The organism is Paeniglutamicibacter sp. GQ140, assembly GCF_059759235.1.
The window spans coordinates 60,048-82,941 of record NZ_JCAXDW010000001.1 but is presented as its reverse complement, the minus strand read 5'-3'; the positions used below and the strand labels follow the sequence as shown (position 1 = coordinate 82,941).

Sequence of the window (22,894 nt, the reverse complement as noted above, 5' to 3'; positions counted from 1 at the left end):
GCCCGAGGCCCCCTTGCGGGGCCGCGGGCCGCTCGGCTAGGCCTTGGCGACGAACTCGGCCAGGGCCGCGAGCTGGGTGGAACGCACGGCCGGATCCAGGTACATCATGTGCCCGGCCGCGTGGTAGTGGTGCGTGAAGCGGGTCCGGGCCGCGGCCGGGACCTCCAGGTGCGCCCACACGTACTCGGCGGCGAAGTGCGGGGTGGCCCCGTCGTGGTAGCCGTAGTCGACGTGCACGCGCAGGTCGGGGATGTCGATGAGCAGGCGCTCCAGGTCCCGGGTCACGTCGATCGGCCTGCCCTCGAACCCGCCGTAGCTCCAGGGGTGCACCCGGCCGGTGAGCACCTCGTAGGGCAGGTCGGATTCGTAGCCCAGCTCCGCGCGCACATAGTGGTTGATGGCCGCGGCGTAGGCCGGGGTGATGGCGCGCAGCGACGGATCGTCCCAGGTGTGCGATTCCTGCAGGCGCGGCGGGACGCCGGTGAAGCGCCCGTCGATGCGCCCGACCATCAGGCCGTTTTCGCGCAGCAGCTCGGTGGCGAATTCCATGTACTCCCAGCGCAGGTTGGTGCGCCGGATGAAGGACTCGGAGAGCGTGGTGAGCTCGGCCAGGTGCTTGACCACGGAGTCGAACTTGCGCTTGGAGAGCCGGTTGCCCAGGTGCAGCGCCACCACGTAGTCGCCCGAGGCGTAGTCCTCGGCGTCGCGCACGACCTCCTCAAGCGGGCGGTTGCCGTGGCGCCCGTGGTAGTGCGCGATCGCCGCATAGGTGGGCAGGTGCAGCGCGTAGGGGGTGTCGTTGCCCGGGGCGAAATCCAGGGTGGAGAGGTTCAGCACCGTGGAAATCAGGCCCAGCCCGTTCACGGCCAGCCCGTGTGCCTCCTGCAGGCGCCTGGCCACCGCCACCGCGCGCATGGTCCCGTAGGACTCGCCGACGAGGTACTTGGGGGAGAGCCAGCGCTGGTTGCGGGTGATCCAGAGCCGGATGACCTCGGCGACCAGGTCGCGGTCGGCCTCGAAGGCGTGGAACTCGTCGGTGGTGCCGCCTGCCACCACGCGGGAGAACCCGGTGTTCACCGGGTCGATCATCACGACGTCCGCGTGTTCGAGCAGCGACTCGGGGTTGTCGATGACGCCGTAGGGCGCCGCGGCCATGTTTCCCACGTCCCCGGAATCGACAATGCGCGGACCGAGCAACCCCATGTGCAGCCACAGGCTGGCGGAGCCGGGGCCGCCGTTGAAGGCGAACACCACCGGGCGGCGGTTGGCCGCGACGGGGCCGGCAGGCTTCTTGGCACGCGGCTTGGCGACCTGCCCGGCGGCGGGGGCCTCCTCGGTGTCGGCGGTGTAGGAGACCAGGAAGATCTCGGCCTTGGCGTTGAATCCGTTGGTCTTCCCCTCGGCGTCCTCTTCCCGGCGCAGCACCATGCGGCCGGTGGTGCTGGTGTAGCGCAGGCCGGAGGCGGTGCGGTGGCTCCGGGTGACAAAGTCGTCCACCACCTCGGGCTTGGGCGTGGTTTCGGGCGCGGCAGGGGAGGTTGCGGAAGCTTCAGGCATGCCAAGATCCTACCGCCGAAGGACCGTCGTTTTGCAGTGTGTCCCGGGCGGCCGTGGCCGGGATCGGCGTTGGTGCACGGGGCAAGACAAGGGCGGTGGATCGGCCGGCGCCTGAGCGCCCTCCCGATCCACCGCCCCTGGGCGAGGTGGTTTGCCCGAATCTAGGCCTGCGGGCCGTTCCCGTACGGGTTTGCCGGGGGAGCGGCCGGGCCGCCCGGGTAGGCGCCGCCGGCCTGCGGTGCGGCCCCCGGTGCGTTGCCGCCGGAGAGGCGGACCAGTTCACCGGTGTTTTCGGCGGTGCGGATCGTGGCGATCAGCGATTCCAGGCCCATGCGTGCCAGGGCCAGGTAGATCAGGACCACCAGCGGGCCCACGATGATCATCACGAAGAAGCCCGCGGCAAGCTGCTCGGTGGCGAAGGCGGCGATCACGAAGCCCAGGTACATGATGCCCAGGCCGATGGTGATCAGGATGTAGACGATCTTGACGAGCTTCGGGGTGACAAAGCTGTTGAAGTTGAAATCAAAAAGTGCCTTCACGGGTTGAGGCTCCCTCTCTTTGTACATGCGATTGATGATCTGTCGTTCCCAGTCAAACACAAGGAACCCCCCACACCGAAACAGGTGAAGGGGGTCCGTGTCGCAGTTTGGCGACGGCTAGGAAACGACGTAGGGAGCGTTTTCCTCAATTTCATTTTCCATTGCGGTGAACTCTTCCTCGATGGTCGCATTGTGCTTGTAGGTGGCACGCGAAACCAGCACGGCGACGACGAGGTTCAGCACGAAGCCCGGAACGATTTCGTACATTGCCGAGGAGAGCACATCGATGTTGCCCCAGACGAAGACCGTGACGGCACCGGTGAGCATGCCCGCAAGCGCGCCGGTGGAGGTGAGCTTGCGCCAGTAGAGGCTCAGCAGCACGATCGGGCCGAAGGCGGCGCCGAAGCCTGCCCAGGCGAAGGACACCAGATCCAGGATGCTGGAGTCCCGGTTCAGGGCCAGCGCCGCGGCGACGATTGCCACGACGAGCACGCCGGAACGGCCGAGCATGACCTCGCGCTGGGGGCTCAGCTTCTTGCCCGCAATGTTGTACAGGTCCTCGACCAGGGCCGAGGAGCACACGATCAGCTGCGAGGACATGGTGGACATGATGGCAGCGAGCACCGCCGCCAGCACCAGGCCGGCGACGAAGGGGTGGAAGAAGATCTGGCTCAGCAGCAGGAAGACGGTCTCCGGGTCGGTGATTTCCTTCTCCGGGCTGTCTGCGAAGTAGGCGATGCCGACCAGTGCGGTGACGATGGCGCCGATCGCGGTGAGCACCATCCAGCCGATGCCGATGCGGCGGGCGGTCTTGGCCTCGGACGGGGAGCGCAGGGCCATGAAGCGCACGATGATGTGCGGCTGGCCGAAGTAGCCCAGGCCCCAGGCCGCGGTGGAGAAGATGGCCACTGCCGCCAGGAACCCGTTGGTGGTGTTGAAGCTGGAGAACAGGTTCAGCGCCTCGGGGTTCACGTCCTTGATCTTGGAGCCGAGGTCCCCGATGTTGCCCATCTGGAAGATCGCGACAATCGGGACGGCAATCAGTGCCGCGAACATCAGCAGGCCCTGGGCGACGTCGGTGAGGGTTGCGCCGAGGAATCCGCCGAAGAGCGTGTAGAGCAGGGTGACGCCGGCGACCACGAACAGGCCGGTGAAGTAGTTCCAGCCGAAGGAGGACTCGAAGAACTTGCCCGCCGCCACCATGCCGGAGGAGACGTAGAAGGTGAAGAACGCCAGGATGATGACCGATGCGGCGATGCGCAGGAAGTGGCTGTTGTCCTTCAGCCGCTTCTCAAAGAAGCTCGGGATGGTGATCGCGTTCTGCGCCACGGCCGTGTAGGAGCGCAGCCGCGGGGCGACGAACTTCCAGTTCAACCACGCGCCGATGGTCAGGCCGATGGCGATCCAGGCCTCGATGAGCCCGTTGAGGTAGATCGCGCCGGGCAGGCCCATCAGGAGCCAGCCGGACATGTCCGAGGCACCGGCAGACAATGCCGCGACCCCCGGCTTGAGCCCGCGGCCGGCGAGCATGTAATCGTCGATGTCGTTGGTTCGCTTGAAGGCAAAGTAGCCGATGGCCAGCATTGCTGCGAGATACACCGCAATGGCTATCAGCTGGAATGTTGAGTCGGACATGGTGTGGACCTCATGAAGGTTGGGCGAGCCGGGGAAGGGTGATCCTCGGCGTATTTTGCTGCCAGGGGCATGGTTGCACTGCCCCGTGGCACGTGCCGTTCGTTCGCAACCGACCTCGAGTATGACAGGAAAATTCGATGCCGTGTGGCCGCTCTCACCACGGCGTTACCTGTTTGTGACCTAACTTACAGCCTCCGGGTCGACGTCCGTCGGCGCCGGAAGAGTGGCAGCCTGCGCGTGCAGGGCGCTGCGGACCGCGACCAGCCCGGGGTGTTGGGTCGAGGAGTGGCGCACGGAGGTGAAGATGGTGCGCCGCGGCGCCCCGGGCAGATCGACGATGCGCAGCTCGCGCTTGCGGGCGGCCCAGACCAGGTCCGGCAGCAGGGCCACGGCGTTGCCGGATTCGACCAGCCTGACGTGGGCCTGCAGGTCGGCTGTTTCGTAGCGCACATCGGGTTCGAACCCGGCCATGCGGCAGGCCTGTTCGGCCCAGTGCCGCGAGGCCGCGCCACGCGGTTCCATGACCCAGGGCAGGCCGGCGGCGGCCTCGATGGCAGTGACATGGTGGAACTCGGCCGGCATCGCCTCGTCCCGGGCCGGCAGCGCCAGGCGGATCGCGTCGTGGGCCAGGATCTTGCGGTCCAGGGTGGCATAGTGCGGGGCCGCATGGCCGGGGTACTGCTCCGCCACGACCAGGTCGAAATCCCGCGCCCACGTCTCATGAAGCGCGGTTTCCGGTTCGTGCTGCACCATTTCCACGCGCAGGTGGGGGAAGTCCTGGCGCAGCTCGCGCAGCACCGAGGGGATCAGTGAAAGCACCGCGGTCTGGAACACTGCCAGGCGCACCGTGCCGGCCACGGCCTGCTGGGTGGAGGCGAGGTCCGCCTCGGCCCGTTCCATGGAATCAAGCAATTCGTCGGTGTGTGCCACCAGCACCTCGGCCTGCGGGGTCAGTTGCAGGCGCCGCCCGACCTTGCGCAGCAGTTTCACGCCGGTCTCCTTTTCGAGCAGCGAAAGCTGCTGGGAGATCGAGGAGGGGCTGTAGCTAAGCGCGTCGGAGACCTCGGCGATGGTGCCGCGGATGCTCAGTTCGCGCAGCAGCCGCAGGCGTCGGATTTCCAGCATGGTCGGCTCCCTGGTGGGCCGGGTGATCCCTGCGGATCACGGTGGTTGGTGACACCCCAGGATACATTGGGAAAACCGAAGGAAAACATTCGGCTTTGTTCACTTTTGCTGAAGGGATGAAAAGGGTCATACTGTCTGGTGAACCCCGCCTATCAATGCGACACCATACGTGTGCAAGATGGGTAGTGGTAGCTCCCCAGCCACCCTTTCTTCCTAGGAGAAGCAGCCGTGTCCCAATCGACTTCGCACGTGCGTGTAGTCCCACCGGCCCAAGCCGCCGATGGCACCCCCCTGGTCCGCCCCCAGGACCTGGCCGACGAGACCATCAAGCTGGTGCGCCATTGGCTCACCGAGGGCTCGAAGGTCCCGGTTGACGCCTCCGCCGCACAGCTCGCCGGCGTGTTGAAGGACCCCAACGGCCTGGACTTCACCGTTGGCTTCGTCGACGGCGTGATCCGCCCCGAGGACCTGAAGGTCGCGGCCCGCAACCTCAAGTCGCTGGCCCCGAAGGTTCCCTCCTTCCTGCCCTGGTACATGAAGTCCGCGGTGGCACTCGGCGGCACCATGGCCCCGATCCTGCCCGGCATCGTCGTGCCGATCGCCCGCAAGGTGCTGCGCGAGATGGTCGGCCACCTGATCATCGACGCGACCGACGCGAAGCTCGGTGCCTCGATCTCCAAGATCCGCAAGGAAGGCATCGACCTCAACGTCAACCTCCTGGGCGAGGCCATCCTCGGCGAGGGCGAGGCCGCCCGCCGCCTCGAAGGCACCCACAAGCTGCTGGCCCGCGACGATGTCGACTACGTGTCCATCAAGGTGTCCTCCACCGTGGCCCCGCACAACCACTGGGCCTTCGACGAGGCCGTCGGGCACATCATCGAGAAGCTCGTCCCGCTGTACCGCCTGGCCGCCACCTCCGCGCCCAAGAAGAAGTTCATCAACCTGGACATGGAGGAGTACAAGGACCTGGACCTGACCATCGCGGTCTTCACCCAGATCCTTGACCGCGAAGAATTCCGCGACCTCGAGGCCGGCATCGTGCTGCAGGCCTACCTGCCCGACGCCCTCTCGGCGATGATCCACCTGCAGGAATGGTCCGCCAAGCGCGTGGGCGCCGGCGGGGCCCCGATCAAGGTGCGCGTCGTGAAGGGCGCCAACCTGCCGATGGAGCAGGTCGAAGCGAACCTGCACGGCTGGCCGGTCGCCACCTGGAACACCAAGCAGGACTCGGACACCTCCTACAAGTCGGTGCTGGACTACGCGCTGCGCCCGGGACACGTGGAGAACGTGCGCATCGGCATCGCCGGCCACAACCTCTTCGACGTCGCCCTGGCCTGGCTGCTGGCCCAGGGCCGCGGCGTCACCGCCGGCATCGAATTCGAGATGCTGCTGGGCATGGCCACCGGCCAGGCCGAGGCCGTGCGCAAGGACGTCGGACGCCTGCTGCTCTACACGCCGGTCGTGCACCCGGGTGAATTCGACGTGGCCATCGCCTACCTGATCCGCCGCCTCGAAGAAGGCGCCAGCCAGGAAAACTTCATGTCCGCCGTCTTCGAGCTGGACAAGAACGAGGCCCTGTTCGAACGCGAAAAGAACCGCTTCCTGGCTTCCCTGGCTGACCTGGATGACAGCATCCCGGCCCCGCACCGCATCCAGGACCGCAACGTGGTCGACGCCGCCGCCATCGAGGCCAAGCTGGCCGGCCTGGCCGACGGCACGCTCGACTTCGAGAACACCCCCGACACCGACCCCGACCTGCCGGGCAACCGCGCCTGGGGCCGGGAGATCGTGAACAAGATGGTCGGCTCGACCCTCGGAAACGACTCCGTCGCCCAGTCCATGATCCACACCGAGGACGAGCTGGAGAAGGTCGTCCAGACCGCGGTCGCCGCCTCCGACTCGTGGGTTGCAATGGGTGCCAAGGCCCGCGCCGCCATTCTGCACCGCGCCGGTGCCGCCCTCGAGGCCCGCCGCGCGGACCTCCTCGAGGTCATGGGTTCCGAATGCGGCAAGACCCTGGACCAGGGCGACCCCGAGGTCTCCGAGGCCATCGACTTCGCCCACTACTACGCCCAGCGCGGCCTGGACCTGGAAAACGTCGACGGCGCCACCTTCGTTCCCTCGAAGCTGACCGTTGTCACCCCGCCGTGGAACTTCCCCGTTGCCATCCCGGCAGGCTCCACCCTGTCGGCGCTGGCAGCCGGTTCCTCGGTCATCATCAAGCCCGCGGGCCAGGCGGCACGCTCCGGCGCCGTCATGGTCGAGGCCCTGTGGGAAGCCGGCGTGCCGCGCGATGTCCTGCAGCTGGTCCAGCTCTCCGAGCGCGACCTGGGCACCGAGCTCGTCTCGCACCCGGCCGTTGACCGCCTGATCCTCACCGGCGGCTACGAGACCGCCCAGCTCTTCCGCTCCTTCCGCAAGGACCTGCCGCTGCTGGCCGAGACCAGCGGCAAGAACGCCGTGATCGTCACCCCGAACGCCGACCTGGACCTGGCGGCCAAGGACGTCGCCGCCTCGGCCTTCGGCCACGCCGGCCAGAAGTGCTCGGCCGCATCGCTGGTGATCCTGGTGGGTTCGGCAGCGGACTCCAAGCGCTTCCACAACCAGCTGATCGATGACATCCGCTCGCTGAAGGTCGGCTACCCGCAGGACCCGCAGACGCAGATGGGCCCGGTCATCGAGCCGGCCCAGGGCAAGCTGCTGCGCGGCCTGACCACCCTGGGCGAGGGCGAGAAGTGGGTCCTCGAGCCCCGGAAGCTGGACAACTCGGGAAAGCTGTGGAGCCCGGGCGTGCGCTCCGGCGTCAAGCGCGGTTCCGAGTACCACCTGACCGAGTACTTTGGCCCGATCCTCGGCGTCATGACGGCCGAGACCCTCGAAGAGGCCGTCTCCATCGTCAACGACATCGACTACGGCCTGACCAGTGGCCTGCACTCGCTGGATTCGGGCGAGATGGCCTACTGGCTGGAGAACATCCAGGCCGGCAACCTCTACATCAACCGCGGCATCACCGGTGCCATCGTGCAGCGCCAGCCCTTCGGCGGCTGGAAGAAGTCGGCCATCGGTGCGGGCACCAAGGCCGGCGGACCGAACTACCTGGTGGGCATGGGCTCCTGGGAAGACGCCCCGGTGGCACAGGCCGGCCAGCTTTCGGCCACCTCGACCGCACTGCTGAACGCCGCACGCGGAACCGACATCGCCGAGGCCGACCTTTCCTGGCTCGAGGGCGCACTTGCCTCCGATGCGACCGCCTGGACCAACGAGTTCAACACCGCCAAGGACGTCTCCGGCCTGCACGCCGAGCGCAACGTGTTCCGCTACCGCGCCCTGCCGGTGACGGTCCGCTTCGAGAACGAGACCTCGGGCCACGGCATCGCCGAACTGCTGCGCGTCGTTGCCGCTGGCATCGCCGCAGGATCCCGCGTCACGGTGTCCTCCGCGGTCGAGATTCCCTCGGCAATCCGCACCGTGCTCGCCGAATCCTCCGCCACCGTCGTGGTTGAGGATGCCCAGGCCTTCGGCGCCCGCGCCGCACGCCTGGCCGCCAAGACCGGCCCGGATTCCGCGGCCCGCATCCGCCTGATCGGCGGCTCGCTCCTGGACGTGGCCGAGGCCACCGGTGGCAAGCCCGATGTTGCCATCTACGGCAACAACGTGGTTTCCGCGGGACGAGTGGAAATGCTGACCTTCCTGCACGAGCAGGCAGTCTCCATTACCGCGCACCGCTTCGGCACCCCGAACCACCTGAGCGATTCGGTCATCTAGTTACCTCAAGCTCCAACGACGGAGGCCCGTGGCATTCCCCTCAAGGGGGAAAGTCGCGGGCCTCTTGCGTGCTCCCGGACAGTGCTTGACGGCTGTCGTCCCGGCCGATAGGTTAACGATTATCGTTGTTATCGCAAATCGTTAAGGTGGGTATTGTGAGCAGAGACCTGGATCCCCCGGCCCAAAGACTTGGCCACATCGGCGGACGGACATTCCTCCTGACAGTTTCGGGAGTTGCGGCCGTAGCCGGCTTGCTGGCAGTTTTTTACTTGGTGTGGTTCACCGAGGAAACCTTCACGCGGTCATTCTTTTTCGAAGCGTCCCTGGCGACGCCACCGGGTGATGTTCCGGACCTACGCGGGGTCTCCGGGACATCCTTCGCCACGTACGGTACTGCAATCGTTGAGAGCGACGAAGGCCTCTTGGGGCCCCGATTGGCACTGGCTGCTGCCCAGGCCTTGTACTTCATTCTGTTCATTGCCGGCTGCGCGGCCGTCATCCTGATCTGTCGCCGCCTGTGGAAGAACGAACCGTTCACCACGATGGCCCACTGGGTCCTGCTTGCCTTGGGGACCCAGGCCGGCATCACTGCATTGATTGCCCCCTGGCTCGAAACGCTCTCGACGCACCTGGCTGTCACCGAGCTTGGATTCCCCGGTTCAGGATCGGAAATCCCGGGCGCTTCCGGCGACGGCTATTGGCTGGCGACCTCGGCGGAGTTCAGTTTCCAGGACGCGAACCACTCATTGCTGGCGCTCGGCGTCGTCTTGATCCTGCTGTCGCTTGTCCTGCGGCGCGGGCGCAGTATGCAGCTAGACACCGCCGGGTTGGTTTGATGGGCCGCAAGAACGAGGAAATTGATTTGACGAGCGGAGTCCATTGCCGGCTTGACGAGCTGTTGCGTGAGAGCTCCATGACGTTGACCCGCCTGGGCGAGCTGGCGGGCGTGAGCATCGTGAATCTTTCGGTGCTGAAGAATGACCGGGCCAAGGCCATCAGGTTCAGCACACTCGTCGCCATCTGCCGGGCTCTGGAATGCGAGATTGGCGAGCTACTGGTACTGGAGAAGCAGGTTTTGAATCGAGTCGCCAACGCTTGAGGCGTGCGACACCATCGTGGGATCGCACGCCTCGAGCGCACCTAGTGCACCCTTCGGTTTAGTCCTCGAGCTTCAGCGCCTTGCGCCAAGACAGCGCCGATCCGGTTTGCATGATGGCCCGGCGGTAGATCCGTTCGCCGAGCAACACCATGGCCCAGGCCGCCGCGATGGCAACCGCCAGCGATGCGATGGGCTCCCAGAGCGGCACGTCGCTGCTCAGCAGGCGGATGGGCATGGCCACCGAGGAAACCACTGGAATGTACGAGGCGACGACCAGCAGGGAGCCCTTGGCATACATGCCGGTGAACAACACTGCCACCAACACCATGATCACCGGGCCGGTGGACTGCTGCAGGTCCTCGGTCCGCGAAGCCATCGCGCCCAGCGCCGCCCAGACTGCGGCAAGGATCAGGAAGCCTGCCAGGAAGAAGGCCAGGAACCAGCCGGAGGTGGCAATGACCACCGAGATGAACGGGATTTCCGTGGGCATCATGGTCAGTGCCAACAGACCGATGCCCACAAAGAGACACAGCTGGCCCATGGCAAGGACCAAATTGCCGAGGATCTTGCCGGCGAGCAGCTGGCGGATGGGAATTGCCGTGGCGAGGATCTCGACCACCCGGTTCTGCTTTTCCTCGACCACGGAGTTGGCGATCGGCATTCCGAAGATCATTGCGGACATGTAGAAGAGGAACGAGAAGATGAAGCCCATGACCATGGCCATCGAATTGCGTTCCTGGTTCCCCTCGAGCAGGACCTGGCTGACTTCCGACCCCGCTTTCAGTTCGTCAGGGGTGACTCCCAGTTGGCCTGCATTGAAGTCCAACGCCTGGGCCTCGGCAGCGTCGGCGAGCAGCGACTGGATGTCGGCCGGTACATCGGAGATCCCGGTGAGGCTGTAGCCGTCCGGGGTGGGCGCGAGCACCAGATCGGCATCCTTGGCGCGCAGCGTTTCGAGGGCCGCGTCCCCGGAAGACACCGGATGGGCGGTCAACTCGATCTTCTGGTCCTTGGAGCCGGCCAACTCGTTGGCCGAGGCCAGAAGGTTGGCGGTCCTGCCGTTTTCGGCGAATGCAACCGTGGCGGTGGTGGTCCGCTCTCCCATGATCCCGGCGAACACCACGGAGCCCACGATGAGGGCGACGGTGATCAGCGTGGTGATTATGAACGACTTGTCGCGGACCTTCACCGTGACCTCGCGCAGGGTCACGATCAGCCACGGAGCGCCCCGCTGTTCGGCAACGGGGGAAATGGCGGTGGCGGTGAACGGCTTGGTGTTTAGATCGGTGCTCATCGGATGACCTCCCGGTAGATTTCTGCCAACGAGGGACGTTGCGGTGCGAATTCGGTGACGGCCCCGCGCTGGACGGCGGCGCGCAGGACGCGCTGGGCGGTCGCGTCGTCGGCGAACTCGACCAGCGCCCGCGGGCCTGCGACATCAAGGACGCCCACTCCTGGCTGTTCGCGCAGCCACCCGGCATCGGGCGGGGTCACCACGACGTGTTTGGCGCTGGCGCGCGCCCTCAGTTCCGCAGCCGTGCCGGAGGCCACGATCTTGCCTCCTGCCAGCACCACCAGGTTGTCGCAGAGCTGGTCGATCAAATCCAGCTGGTGGCTGGAGAACAGGATTGGCACCCCGGTGGCCGCGCGCTCGGCCAGCAAGGAGGTCATGGAATCCACGGCCAGCGGGTCCAGCCCGGAGAACGGTTCGTCCAGGACCAGTGCGGTGGGGTGGTGCATCAGCGATGCGGCGACCTGGACGCGTTGCTGGTTGCCCAGCGAGAGGGATTCGAGTTTGTCCTTGGTCCGGTCGGCAATGCCAAAGCGGTCCAGCAGGTCCAGGGCCTCGGTGCGGGCATCCCCGCGGCTCATGCCGTGCAGTTGTCCCAGGTATTGGAGCTGGTCCAGCACCTGCTGCTTGGGGTAGAGCCCGCGTTCCTCGGGCATGTAGCCGAAGCGCGCCCGGTCGGCATCGGCGATCTGCGTGCCGTTGAAGTACACCGACCCGGAGTGGGACTTCAGCACGCCCATGATGATGCGCATGGTGGTGGTCTTCCCGGCGCCGTTGGCCCCGACGAATCCCGTCATGCCGTTGGCCGGGACGGAGAACGAGACCTCATCAAGCACCGTCCGGTCCCCGAAACGCCGGGTGAGACCTTTTACCTCTAACATGATTCTTGATTCCTCCGGTATGCATGGCGCCGGCCCGCGGCGGGCCCGATCCTGTCTTCCAATCTATGCCGCGGCATGGGCGTCAAGGATCGTTCAAAGGAATGAAATTCGGACCCGGACGTGGGTCAGGGCCGGGCCCAGGGCTCCATCGAAGGGATGAGCCCGGCGCGGTAGGCAAAGACCACGGCCTGGACCCGGTCCCGCAGTCCCGCCTTGGCCAGGATGTTGGACAGGTGGGTCTTGACCGTGGCCTCGGAGACGTAGAGCGAGGTCGCGATTTCCGCATTGGACAGACCGCCGGCCAACTTGACGAGCACTTCGCGTTCCCGCGCGGTCAGTTCGTCGAGGATCCGCTGGTCGTGGGGGTCCGCCACTCCCGCCGGGGACGGGGTCCGCGCGGACTGCGGTTGCGCCGCCGCGGTGCCCCGCCGGATGATGCGCATCGTGACCTCGGGGGAAAGCAGCGCGTGCCCGCCGGCCGCCGCGTGTACGGCACTGATGATGACTTCGGGTTCGGTGTTCTTCAGCAGGAACCCGCTGGCCCCGGCGTCGATCGCGGCAAAGAGGTAGTCGTCGCGGTCGAAGGTGGTCAGGACGACGACCTTGGCGTCGGTGCCTGCGGTGATCTGCGCGGTGGCGCCGACCCCGTCGAGCTCCGGCATCTGGATGTCCATGAGCACCACGTCGGGCTGCAGCTCCAGCGCCGCAGCCACCGCTGCCCGTCCGTCGGCCGCGGTGCCGACCACCTCAAGGTCCTCGTCGGTGCCGAGGATCAATTCCAGGGAGGAACGGATCAGCGGCTGGTCGTCGCACACCAGGATGCGGATCCTGCTCATGGTGTTGCTCCTTCGGCGGCCTCGGCCACGGTGTTGGTGTTCAGGGATCGGAGCCGCGCGCGGGTCCGCCACCCGGTGGGGGAACGCGGGCCGATGTCCACCTGCCCGTGGTGCAATTCGGCGCGTTCCCTGATGCCGCGCAGGCCAAAGCCGCTGCCGGCGGTCCCGGGCCGCGGGCTGCCGTCGTCGGTGACCTCGACCTCTGCCCATTCGCCGGTGTCATCGCGGCCGCTGCGCAGGGACAGGACAGCGGTGCGGGCCGTGGAATGCTCGCGCACATTGGCCAGTGATTCGGCGGCGATCCGGTAGAGCGCCAGCCCGAGCCCGGCGCCGGCCTGATCGAAAAACCCCTCGCGGTGCTCGACCTTGATCAGCTCGACCTTCACCCCGGCGCGGGCCGACTGCTCGGCCAGGACGGGAAGCTCCGCGAGCGAGGGCTCGGGGGAACGCTGGGCGGAATCCTCGGGATCCGTTTCCCCGTGCCGCAAGACCCGCAGCAGCGAGCGGGTTTCGCCCACCGCCTGTCGGGCCGAATCCTCGATGCCATGCATCAGCTCCGCGGCACGCCCCGGGTCCCGGGGCTGGACCATGCGGGCGGCCGCCGCCTGCACGCCGACCGCCGAGATGTGGTGGGCAACCACGTCGTGAAGTTCGCGGGCAATGCGCAGGCGCTCGTCGATGACCGCGCGGCGCGCCAGCTCCACGGCCTGCTCCTCGAGCTTCGCGGCCTGGTCCACGACGATCTCGTGCTGCCAGGCGCTGCGCCAAGACATGAGTCCCAGGAACGTGGCCCCGCCGAAGTAGAACAGGTTGATCAGGAACGAGTAACCGGCATAGGCAATGACCGGGTCGATGAAGCCCGAGGTCTCGATGGCCATCGGCAGGTCCAGCTCCTCGCCGAACACCAGCTTGGCGTTGGTGATCCCCACGACCAGCCAGACAAACATGGCAAGGATGACCCCGGTCAGCGCGAGGCGCAGGGCGCGCCTGTCCCGCGCCCAGGTGACGGCCGAATAGAGTCCGACGAAGTAGGCGATCTGCGGTGCGAGCTGCATCATGACGGCCGGCATCCAGATCCCGAACCCCAGGAACATTGCCGAAAGCACCAGCATGGAACCAATCGGAAAACGCCGGCGAAACGCCAAGGGGGCCGTCAGCGCACACATGGCCAGATAGCTGGGAATCCGGTCCGGGGCATCCTCGGCCGGGGCAAAGCTGAGCATCATTTCCATGCCGAGCAGCGCGGCTGCCATGACCAGAAGCGTGACCCAGACATCGCGCCGCAGCAGCTCGCGGGAAGGCAGGGGGCGTTCGAATTCCTCGGGCGGAAAGTCGCCGGGCAGGAAGCGTTGGCGCAAGGCCAGGAATTTCATGGTTCGTCCTCGGGGCACATAGCCGGTCATCATCCCACCCATGAACCTATCGCATGGCCCGCCCGGCGCGGGCTCCCGATGCGGCGTGGCAGCCAGAATCCCTTGTCTGGAGGAGACAAATGCGATTGGGTGGGGCCATGGCCACATTGATCGAAGACTACGCCCTGCTCTCGGACCAGCGCACCGCGGCGTTGGTCTCCCTCCGCGGTTCGGTGGACTGGTTGTGTTTTCCCCGATTCGACTCAGGATCGGTCTTCGCCGCCTTGCTGGGCACCAAGGAGAACGGCCGCTGGCTGCTGGCCCCGACCGCGGGCGAGGTTCTCAGCCGCAACTACCTTGACTCCTCCTTTGTCCTGCGGACCCTGTGGGGCAGCAAGACCGGGCAGGTCCTGGTCACCGACTTCATGCCCATGGGCGACGGCGGTTCAAGCATCATGCGCCGCGTGGAGGGGCTCTCGGGGTCCATGACCTTTGAGCACGAGCTGGTCATCAGGTACGACTACGGCCAGGTCCTGCCCTGGGTCCGGCGCAACTTCGATCCGGAGCGCGGCACCGAGTCGCTGGTCGCCGTAGCCGGCCCGCATGCCGCGGTGCTTCACGGCACCCGGCTCCCCAAGCCCAAGCACCATACCCACCGCGACGAGTTCGAGGTCCGGGCGGGAGAATCCTACGATTTCGAATTTGCCTGCTACGCGGGCCACGTGGAGATTCCCGCGCCGAACGACATTGGCATGGCCATGACGCAGACGGCGCGCCAGTGGCGCGACTGGGCGGCGGACATCCCTCCGCACGGAGACCACGAGGCGCTGGTGCGCCGCTCGCTGCTGGTGCTCAAGGCGCTGACCCACCGCGATACCGGTGGCATCGTCGCGGCGCCGACGACCTCGCTTCCCGAGTTCTTCGGCGGCGAGCGGAACTGGGACTACCGCTTCTGCTGGTTGCGCGATGCCGCACTGACCCTTCAGGTGATGATGACCCACGGGTACGAGCGGGAGGCCCTGCAATGGCGCGCCTGGCTGCTGCGGGCCATCGCCGGTGACCACCACACCGTGCAGGTGATGTACGGGGTCGGCGGAGAGCGCGAACTGCCCGAGCGCATCCTGCAGCACCTTCCCGGCTACGGCGGTGCGAAGCCGGTGCGCATCGGAAATGCGGCGGTGCGCCAGTACCAGGGGGACGTGGTCGGCGAGGTCATGGTGGCACTGGATGAGTTGCGCACCATGGGCGGGCGCGAGGACCACTTCTCCTGGCCGCTGCAAAAGGCGATGATCGCGGACGTGATCGCCAAGCTCGAGCGCAGGGACCACGGCGTGTGGGAAATGCGCGGGGAACCCCAGTACTTCACGCATTCGCGCGTCATGATGTGGGCCGCCCTGGAAGCCGGGGTCCGGGCGGTGAGGCATCACGGGCAAACCGGTGACCTGAAGAAGTGGGAGGCCGCCCGCGATGCACTGCGCGCCGAGATCCAGGAGAAGGGATACAACGAGGAACTGAGTTCGTTCACGCAGACCTACGACAACACCGAGGTCGATGCGTCCTTGCTGGTCCTCGCGCAGGTCGGGTTCGTTGACTACGCGGACCCGCGGATGCTCGGCACCGTGGCCCGGATCGAGAGCGACTTGCTGGGCCGGCAGGGCTTCGTCCGGCGTTACCGGACCGAGGTCGGAACCGACGGGCTGCCGCCCGGGGAATACACGTTCATGGTCTGTACCTGCTGGCTCATCGAGCAATACGCCCATTCCGGGCGCCTCGACGACGCCCGGCGGCTTCTGGCGAAGCTCGCCGGGATCGTCAACGACGTGGGGCTGGTGGCCGAGGAATTCGACCCGGAAACCGGCCACATGGCCGGAAACTTCCCGCAGGCACTTTCGCACCTGGGGCTCATCCGCGCCGCCGATGCCATCGAGGAAGCCGCCGGGGCCCGACCGGCCCGGCCGCGCCGCGGCCCCAAGTAGGATCGCGGCGCGGCCGTCCGCCGTTAGCGCTCGGGCAGGGGCAGCGGCTCGGCGAGCGGCTGGCGCTTGGGGTCCATGTCGATTCCGTAGTCCTTGGCGAAGAGGGTGCGGGTGCCGGTGTAGACGCCCTCGTGCTTTTCGTCGAGTTCGAAGACCCGGGCGCCGCGCAGCTCGTGCTCCTTCGTGCCGCCCAGGCCGTAGGTTCCGAAGCCCGTGCCCGGGCCGTAGCCCAGCTCGATGCCGTAGTAGTCACCCATGAAGGTGTTGATGTGGTCGTGCCCGCAATAGGCACCGCGCACGTCGCCGCGTTCCTGCATGGCGGCGAACAGGCCCGAGTTGAACGCCCCGACGTAGACGTCCTCGTTCTTCACGCCCACGATTCCGTGCTTCTTCACGGCCTTGGCATGGTCAGCGTCGTTGGAGGTGAACTGGGATCCGTACCACATGTGGTGGTGCTCCCAGAGCGGGATGTGGAAGAACATCAGCGACTGGACCTTGCCGTGTCGAACCTCGGTGGCACGGGAGGTCTCGCGGTACCAGTCGATCTGTTCCGGACGGATCCAGTCGTAGGACTTCAGGCCCTCAAAGTCCTGGCCGCCGATCTTTTCCGGAGCGTAGCGCCCCGAGTCGAGCAGCCAAATCCCGAAGGCCGGCTTGTTGCCCTGCGAGGAATTGATCAGCAGCTGGGAATTCGAGGAGCCAAAGGTCTCGTCGTCCTTGGTGTTGACGTTGTAGTCATAGCCGTGCAGGAACTCGAGGATTTTCGCCTCATCCATCTTGGTGCCGTTCGACAGGGAATCCTCGTCATGGTTTCCGAAGGTCAGTGCCCACGGGATCTTCCGGGATTCCATGGGCTGGACCACGTTGTTGATGGCCTGCTTGACTTCCGTCGCGTTGGTGGGCGAGCCGTTGATGACATCGCCGTTGATCACCACGAAGCCCGGCTTCTCGGAGTCCAGCACGGCATCCATGAGCTCGAGGGTGCGGCGGTCGGTCCGCGGCCCGTCCTGGGTGTCGTTGAACTGGACGATCTTGAACTTGCCGTCCCGGCCGAACTTCAGCTTTGCGCTCGCCGGGGATCCTTGCTTCTGGGGGGCGACGGCTGCGGCAGGACGGGCGCCGACGGCAAGGATGCCGGTGACGGCTGCGGCCGTGCCGCCGAGCAGGATGCCACGGCGGGGGACGGAAGAGGAGGTTTTCATGGAGCGCCTTTCAAACGGATTTCGACCAGAGGTGATTATCGAACGCGATGGTTCGAGGTCGTGAACAAGACCTTAGAAAGGTTTGGTGTCCGGATGGTTAAGCCCTGGTGACGCCAGGGTTCCGCCAGGTTCGAGACGGGCGTGGTTGCAACGAATGCTTGCGTTCAGTTCGGGGTTTGCGCGCCGGAGGCGCCCTTGAACACCCGATCCCGGGCGTGGAAGAATGCGTGATGTGCCCCAGACGGGCCGAACTTCCAGCAGGACAAGGCAACCCGCGTTCTTGCCACGATGTGGTGTTTCGAGGCCTTGCCTCGATCGTTCCGCGGCGGCAATCTTGCGCATTGCAGGGTCCCTCCGCACCCGGCACACACGCGCTATTGTTCCTATGCCTGGCAACCGGGCCATGGGCTGCCTGAGTACTTCGGAATTACCGAATCGGGAAGTTGGAAAACATCATGGGCATTTCCTTCAACCACACCATCATTGCCGCCAAGGACCGCGAGGCCTCGGCGCAGTTCTACATCGAGATAGCAGAGGCCCGCGCCGTCAATGGCTGGGGGCCGTTCACCAACGTCCAGCTGGACGACGGTGTCATGCTGCAGTTCGCCCAACCGCCCATCGACTTCCCTCCGCAGCACTACGCCTTCCTGGTCGACGACGACCACTTCGACCGCGCCTGCGCGCGGATCCAGGAACGCGGCATCAAGCATTGGGCGGACCCGCAGCGAACCCTCCCGAGCCAGACCAACACGGAACACGGCGGGCGCGGCGTGTACCTCCTTGACCCGGCGGGCCACTACATCGAGTTCATCACCCGCCCCTACCTGTAGCGACGGGCTGCCCGGAACGGTGGGAGGATCCGGTGAAGGCCCTGGAGGGGCGGGAAACCGCGTTGCGCCCTCGGCTTGCCGGCACCCGTGGGCCCGGCAAGCCGATGCAGGTCAGGCATCCGTCGGTTGCGGTGCCGCCTCACGGTCGAGGGGATGCTCGATCTCATCCCGGTACATTCGCCCGGCGAACCAGGCAATGATCCCGATCACCGGAGATGCCACGCCCGCCACCACGAAGATCATCCACAGGGGAATGACCTCGGCAAGCGGTCCGGCCAGCGCCATGGACACCGGCATGAGCGCCAGGGAGACGAAGAAGTCCAGGGAGGAGATCCGGCCGAGCATGTGGTGCGGCACGCGGCGCTGCAGCAGCGTGCCCCAGATGACCTGTCCGAGTCCGCCGGTGATGCCCGGGATGACCATGATGATGGCCAGTGCCAGCGGGGTGCTGGTCAGCCCGATCAGTGCCAGCGGCAGCGTGCCGAATCCCCAGAACATGATCATGAAGGTGAGGTAGCGCCGCGGGAGCGGGAAGGAGGAGGTCACCATCGAGCCGATGGCGCTGCCGATGCCGTAGGCGGCGAGCATGAACCCGAAGGTCTTGGCATCCCCGCCCAGCTGGTCCTCCACGACGAAGGGCAGCAACACCTCAATGGGGCCAATGAAGCTCAGCACCGAGATCACGGCAAAGAGCAGGGTCCAGAGCAACCAGGGAGTGCCCACGGTGTAACCCACTGCCTCGCGCAAATCGGCCAGGACGCTCGGGCGCTTCTGGTTGGGTTCCAGGTGCGCGTCGTAGGCCTTGTGGTGCCCCAGCATGTTCAGGACCAGGAACGCGACAAGATGGCAGGCCGCGATGCCGATGACCGCCATGGCCGGATTGAACGAGGCGACGAGCACGCCGGCAATGGCGGGGCCGGCGGCCTGCTGCAGAACCGGCCGGAACATGCCTTCCATGCCGTTGGCGGCCAGCAGGTCCTCTGCCGGCAGGATGCGAGGCAATAGCGCGGAATATGCGGGGAAGAAGAACGCTGCACCGGCACCCTGGATGAAACCGGCCACGGCAAGATGCCAGAGTTCCATGGCCCCGGTGAGGGCCAGGACCGCCACGGTGGTCATGACCGCCAGCGAGACGGCCTCAACAAGGATGATGATCTTCCGGCAGCTGACCCGGTCGGCGGTGATGCCGCCAATGAGCACGAAGCCCAGTAGCCCCAACGATGTTGCCGTGGCCACCACCGAAAGCTGGGCGGGGCCGCCGCCCAGGTGCTTGACCTGGTAGACCATGGCCACGGCCCACATGCCATGGGCAAACACGCTGATGGCCATCGCGATGAGCAGGATGCGGTAGTCGCGGTGGGCGAAGGGGCGGAGTGCGCGCGGGGCCATGGGTGGGGTCCTGGAAGTGGGTGCGGAAAGTGGAAACACGGTGGTGCCCGTGTTCAATCTTGGGGTAACCCATTGAAGAATGTCAATCACTGTTTGGCGTGAGCTGGGTGACAGTCAAGTTACTCGCGAGTAGGATGAGCTCCATGCATGTACTCTTTCGCCTCCTGCTCCTCCTTGCCACGGCCCGCAAGCGTCCGAAGCTCTCCATGTTCGAGACTTCCTCCGTGCCGATGCGTGCACTGCTCACGGACATCGACATTGCCGGCCACATCAACAACGGGATGTACTTTTCCCTCTTCGACCTGGGGCGCTTCGACCTGATGGTGCGTGCCGGGGTCTGGGACGAGATGAAGAGAAACAAGTGGACACCCGTGGTGCAGTCCGAGACCATCACCTTCCGCAAGTCGGTGGTGTTCAACCAGAAGTTCACCCAGGAAACCAGGATCCTCGGCATGGACGAAAAATGCATCTACTTCGAGCAGCGGATGGTCGCCGGCGGCGAAATCTATGTGCAGGCCACCATCGCCACACGCCTGCTGTCCAAGATGGGGCCGGTGGCCAACGAGGAGATCCTCGCCAGCATGGGACTTGCCGTTCCCGAGGACCTGGTTCTTCCCGAATGGGTGGCACGCTGGCGCGAGGACACGGCGTTGCCCGGTGCGCGCAAGCCGGCCCCGCACCTGTGGGGCTAGGGCCGTCCCCGACGGCATCCTCCCCTGACCTCAGCGCCTCGGGGTGTGGGTCACCAGGGTCTCGGCCGCGTTGACGACCTGCTGCGCATGCATCTTCGCGATGAAGTCCAGCGGCCGGTCATCATCGAGCAAGGGATTGGCGGCCTGCAGCCACGCGGCGGCCGCGCCGGGATCCTCCAGGCTCTGCAGGGTCAGCCACACCCGGTAGCCCAGGCGCAGGCGTTGTTCGGTCACAGCGTCCAGCTCGGTGCCCTCCGGGTGGGCCCAGCGATGCGGGGCCGTGCGGTCGGTGGTGCCGGAAAGCACCTGGACCCGGGGTGCGCCGATCGCGTCGATGAGGGTGCGCACCAGGTCGTGGATGTCGGCCCGGGCCGCCTCCACGTACACGGCGCTGTGGTTCAGCGGTTTCATGCTTCCAGCATCGCCCCGCCGCGCCCGGAAATCCATGCCCGGAAGCACACCGAATGCCCGCAAGGTGCCCGGCAGGCCGGGGAAGTTGCCACCCGCGGCCGGGCCTGCTCCTATGCCGGGAACCGTGTTCGGTGGTGGAATGTAACCATGAACCTTATTCCGCCGCCGCTGGCCGTGACCGGGTCCACCGGGGAACTCGGTGGCAGGGTCGCCGCGCTGCTCAGCGCCGCCGGCGTCAGGCAGCGCCTGCTGGCCAGGACCCCGCGCAAGGCGCCCCCGCTTGACGGGGCCACCGTGCTGCAGGCCGCCTACGAAAACACCTCGGCCACGCGCACCGCACTCACCGGGGCCGAAACCGTGTTCATGGTTTCCGCCTCGGAAAGCCGGGATCGCCTGGACCAGCATTGCGACTTCGTCGATGCCGCCGTGGAGGCCGGGGTTCGGCACCTGATCTACGTCTCGTTCATCGGTGCCGCCCAGGACGCCGTTTTCACCCTGGCCCGGGACCACTACGCCACCGAGGAGTACATCCGTGCTTCCGGACTCCAGTACACGTTCCTGCGCGACAACTTCTATGCCGACTTCCTGCCGGACCTGGTGGGCCAGGACGGGGCCATCCGCGGGCCGGCCGGGGACGGACGGGTGGCGGTGGTGGCACGGGCCGACGTGGCCCGGACGGCCGCGGCCATCTTGCGTGCACCGGAACTGCATGTCGGCGCGACCTATGAGCTGACCGGACCCGAGGCCCTGTCGCTGGCCGAGGTCGCGCGGCTGCTCAGCGACATCGGGCCGCGCCGCGTCTCCTATGTGGACGAGACGGTGCAGGAGGCCTACGCGTCGCGGGCCTCCTACGGCGCCCCGCCGTGGCAACTCGATGCCTGGGTCTCCACCTACCTGGCCATCGCCTCCGGGGCGCTTCAAGGGGTCAGCGGCGACATCGAGCGGATCACCGGCGAGCCGCCGATGTCCCTGGAGCAGTTGCTGCGCCCCTAGCCCATGCCGCCGCACCCCGCGGGGTCAGGAAACCAGCGACCGCGCGGCCCCTGCATCCCGTGCGCCGCCGGAAGCGGAAACAAATTCGCCGCGCACCACGCGCAACAGCACCTCTGCCAAGAGGTCGACCCCGGCAAGCATGTCCTCATCGCCCGTGAGTTCCCGCTCGTTGTGGCTGATGCCCTCGACGCTGGGGACGAAGAGCATGATGGTCGGGACGATGTCCTTCATGTTCGTCGAGTCGTGTCCGGCCAGGGTGCGCACCACCCCGTGGCTCAGTCCCAGCGACTCGGCGGCCCGGGCCGCCAGTTCCAGCCCGGCCTTGTCGTAGGCCTTGGCACCCCACACGTGTTCGGCGCCGCGCTCGATCCGCACGTTGGCCATCTTTTCGATCTTCGCCACGCTCGCATGCAGGTCGGCATCCGCTGCCGCCAGCACGTCGGGATCCGTGGAGCGCACATCCACCAGCAGGTTCACGCGGCTTGCCACCACCACGGGGGAGTTGGGGAAGACGTTGAACTCGCCGCAGGAGGTGATGACCATGTGCTCATCCGTGGAGTGATCCAGCGCGATCTCGCGGGCGGCGACGACCAGCGCGGAGGCACCCAGCAGTGCGTCCCGGCGGTCGGCGATGACCGTGGCGCCGGTGTGTGCCTGGTCGCCGTGCACCGTGAACTCGTACTTGTTCGCGCCCCAGGTCGACTCGACCAGCCCGATGGTCAGGTCCCGGTCCTCCAGCGAGCGGCCCTGCTCGATGTGGATCTCCACGTAGGCGGACACCGGCAGCTCGAAGTCTCCAATGGTCCCGATGGCCTCGAGCGCCTCGCGCACCGTGACGCCGGCCGGGTCGGTGGTTTCCAGCACCTGCGCGGCCGGCAGCTTGCCGGTGTAGACGGAGCTGCCCATCATCGAGGGCTTGAACCTGCAGCCCTCCTCGTTGAACCAGTTGATGACCACGATGTTGAACTTGGCCGTGTCAGAATCCCCGGCCAGCGATTCCCTCACGCGCAGTGCCGCATGCGCCCCGGCCAGCACCCCGTAGGCGCCATCGAAGCGGCCGCCCAGCGGCTGGGAATCCAGGTGCGATCCCACGGCGATCCACGGGGCGCCGGGGACCAGCTCGAGCATCGCGTACTGGTTGCCGACGGCGTCGTAGCGCACGGTGAAGCCGTGGCCCTCCACCAATCCGCGGAACCAGTTGCGGGTCTGTCCGTCGGCCACGGTGGCCGCCTGGCGGTCCACGCCGCCGCCGGCGGTCGCGCCGTGGCTGCTCATCGAGGTGAAGTCGGCCAGGAAGGGGAAGTCGGTCGGGGTCATGATG

At 66.5% G+C, this 22,894-nt stretch carries 19 protein-coding genes; 7 read left to right on the top strand and 12 right to left on the bottom strand.

Annotated features, from left to right (window positions below; genetic code table 11):
• Positions 1-36 precede the first annotated feature (36 nt).
• The 4 genes from AC6CHY_RS00365 to AC6CHY_RS00350 form a co-directional block, all read right to left on the bottom strand.
• Positions 37-1,557: a S10 family peptidase gene (locus tag AC6CHY_RS00365; RefSeq protein WP_498225067.1), complete on the bottom strand. Its 1,521-nt coding sequence runs from the start codon at positions 1,555-1,557 to the stop codon at positions 37-39.
• 161 nt (positions 1,558-1,718) lie between these two features.
• The gene (locus AC6CHY_RS00360; protein ID WP_217387548.1) at positions 1,719-2,096 is read right to left on the bottom strand and encodes a DUF4282 domain-containing protein; all 378 of its coding nucleotides are present in this window, start codon (positions 2,094-2,096) and stop codon (positions 1,719-1,721) included.
• Positions 2,097-2,213: 117 nt separating this feature from the next.
• Positions 2,214-3,731, bottom strand: coding sequence for a sodium/proline symporter PutP (gene putP, locus AC6CHY_RS00355; protein WP_217387549.1), 1,518 nt, complete (start codon positions 3,729-3,731; stop codon positions 2,214-2,216).
• A 180-nt stretch (positions 3,732-3,911) separates the two neighbouring features.
• Positions 3,912-4,856: a LysR substrate-binding domain-containing protein gene (locus tag AC6CHY_RS00350; protein WP_217387550.1), complete on the bottom strand. Its 945-nt coding sequence runs from the start codon at positions 4,854-4,856 to the stop codon at positions 3,912-3,914.
• Between the two features lie 249 nt (positions 4,857-5,105).
• Between AC6CHY_RS00350 and AC6CHY_RS00345 the strand changes: the two genes are divergently transcribed.
• The 3 genes from AC6CHY_RS00345 to AC6CHY_RS00335 all read left to right on the top strand — a co-directional run bounded on the left by AC6CHY_RS00345 (position 5,106) and on the right by AC6CHY_RS00335 (position 9,720).
• Positions 5,106-8,621: a proline dehydrogenase family protein gene (locus tag AC6CHY_RS00345; RefSeq protein ID WP_336245022.1), complete on the top strand. Its 3,516-nt coding sequence runs from the start codon at positions 5,106-5,108 to the stop codon at positions 8,619-8,621.
• A gap of 155 nt (positions 8,622-8,776) precedes the next feature.
• Complete coding sequence (locus tag AC6CHY_RS00340) at positions 8,777-9,457, top strand: hypothetical protein (protein ID WP_217387552.1); 681 nt, start codon at positions 8,777-8,779, stop codon at positions 9,455-9,457.
• A complete protein-coding gene (locus tag AC6CHY_RS00335) occupies positions 9,457-9,720 on the top strand; it encodes a helix-turn-helix domain-containing protein (protein ID WP_217387553.1) in 264 nt (87 codons plus the stop codon). The genes AC6CHY_RS00340 and AC6CHY_RS00335 overlap by 1 nt, the downstream gene beginning before the upstream one ends.
• Positions 9,721-9,778: 58 nt before the next feature.
• Here the strand turns inward: AC6CHY_RS00335 and AC6CHY_RS00330 are convergent, their stop codons facing one another.
• The 4 genes from AC6CHY_RS00330 to AC6CHY_RS00315 form a co-directional block, all read right to left on the bottom strand.
• Positions 9,779-11,014 (bottom strand): ABC transporter permease, encoded by a 1,236-nt coding sequence (locus AC6CHY_RS00330; protein WP_217387554.1) that lies wholly within the window; start codon positions 11,012-11,014, stop codon positions 9,779-9,781.
• Positions 11,011-11,892 carry an ABC transporter ATP-binding protein gene (locus tag AC6CHY_RS00325; protein ID WP_217387555.1) on the bottom strand — a complete coding sequence of 294 codons (882 nt, stop codon included), beginning with the start codon at positions 11,890-11,892 and terminating at the stop codon, positions 11,011-11,013. The genes AC6CHY_RS00330 and AC6CHY_RS00325 overlap by 4 nt, the downstream gene beginning before the upstream one ends.
• A 125-nt stretch (positions 11,893-12,017) precedes the next feature.
• Positions 12,018-12,728 (bottom strand): response regulator, encoded by a 711-nt coding sequence (locus AC6CHY_RS00320; RefSeq protein WP_217387556.1) that lies wholly within the window; start codon positions 12,726-12,728, stop codon positions 12,018-12,020.
• On the bottom strand, positions 12,725-14,101 hold the full coding sequence (locus AC6CHY_RS00315; protein WP_217387557.1) for a histidine kinase: 1,377 nt from the start codon (positions 14,099-14,101) through the stop codon (positions 12,725-12,727). The genes AC6CHY_RS00320 and AC6CHY_RS00315 overlap by 4 nt, the downstream gene beginning before the upstream one ends.
• 119 nt (positions 14,102-14,220) lie before the next feature.
• Here AC6CHY_RS00315 and AC6CHY_RS00310 point away from each other — a divergent pair, with 119 nt between their 5' ends.
• Positions 14,221-16,056: a glycoside hydrolase family 15 protein gene (locus AC6CHY_RS00310; RefSeq protein WP_256449108.1), complete on the top strand. Its 1,836-nt coding sequence runs from the start codon at positions 14,221-14,223 to the stop codon at positions 16,054-16,056.
• A gap of 23 nt (positions 16,057-16,079) precedes the next feature.
• Here AC6CHY_RS00310 and AC6CHY_RS00305 read toward each other — a convergent pair whose 3' ends face one another.
• Complete coding sequence (locus AC6CHY_RS00305; RefSeq protein WP_217387559.1) at positions 16,080-17,258, bottom strand: metallophosphoesterase family protein; 1,179 nt, start codon at positions 17,256-17,258, stop codon at positions 16,080-16,082.
• A 455-nt stretch (positions 17,259-17,713) separates the two neighbouring features.
• Here AC6CHY_RS00305 and AC6CHY_RS00300 point away from each other — a divergent pair, with 455 nt between their 5' ends.
• Positions 17,714-18,088 carry a VOC family protein gene (locus AC6CHY_RS00300; protein ID WP_498225066.1) on the top strand — a complete coding sequence of 125 codons (375 nt, stop codon included), beginning with the start codon at positions 17,714-17,716 and terminating at the stop codon, positions 18,086-18,088.
• A gap of 111 nt (positions 18,089-18,199) precedes the next feature.
• Here the strand turns inward: AC6CHY_RS00300 and AC6CHY_RS00295 are convergent, their stop codons facing one another.
• Entirely contained in the window at positions 18,200-19,477 is a 1,278-nt protein-coding gene (locus AC6CHY_RS00295; RefSeq protein ID WP_498225065.1) for an MFS transporter, read from the bottom strand.
• A 143-nt stretch (positions 19,478-19,620) separates the two neighbouring features.
• On the opposite strand from AC6CHY_RS00295, the gene AC6CHY_RS00290 reads away from it, so the two are divergent.
• The gene (locus AC6CHY_RS00290; protein ID WP_217387562.1) at positions 19,621-20,169 is read left to right on the top strand and encodes an acyl-CoA thioesterase; all 549 of its coding nucleotides are present in this window, start codon (positions 19,621-19,623) and stop codon (positions 20,167-20,169) included.
• Between the two features lie 30 nt (positions 20,170-20,199).
• On the opposite strand, the gene AC6CHY_RS00285 is transcribed toward AC6CHY_RS00290, so the two are convergent.
• Positions 20,200-20,580, bottom strand: a complete 381-nt coding sequence (locus AC6CHY_RS00285; RefSeq protein ID WP_217387563.1) for an antitoxin Xre/MbcA/ParS toxin-binding domain-containing protein — start codon at positions 20,578-20,580, stop codon at positions 20,200-20,202.
• 147 nt (positions 20,581-20,727) lie between these two features.
• Here AC6CHY_RS00285 and AC6CHY_RS00280 point away from each other — a divergent pair, with 147 nt between their 5' ends.
• Positions 20,728-21,573 (top strand): SDR family oxidoreductase, encoded by an 846-nt coding sequence (locus AC6CHY_RS00280; protein ID WP_217387564.1) that lies wholly within the window; start codon positions 20,728-20,730, stop codon positions 21,571-21,573.
• Positions 21,574-21,597: 24 nt separating this feature from the next.
• On the opposite strand, the gene AC6CHY_RS00275 is transcribed toward AC6CHY_RS00280, so the two are convergent.
• On the bottom strand, positions 21,598-22,890 hold the full coding sequence (locus AC6CHY_RS00275) for a M20 family metallo-hydrolase (protein ID WP_498225064.1): 1,293 nt from the start codon (positions 22,888-22,890) through the stop codon (positions 21,598-21,600).
• Positions 22,891-22,894 lie beyond the last annotated feature (4 nt).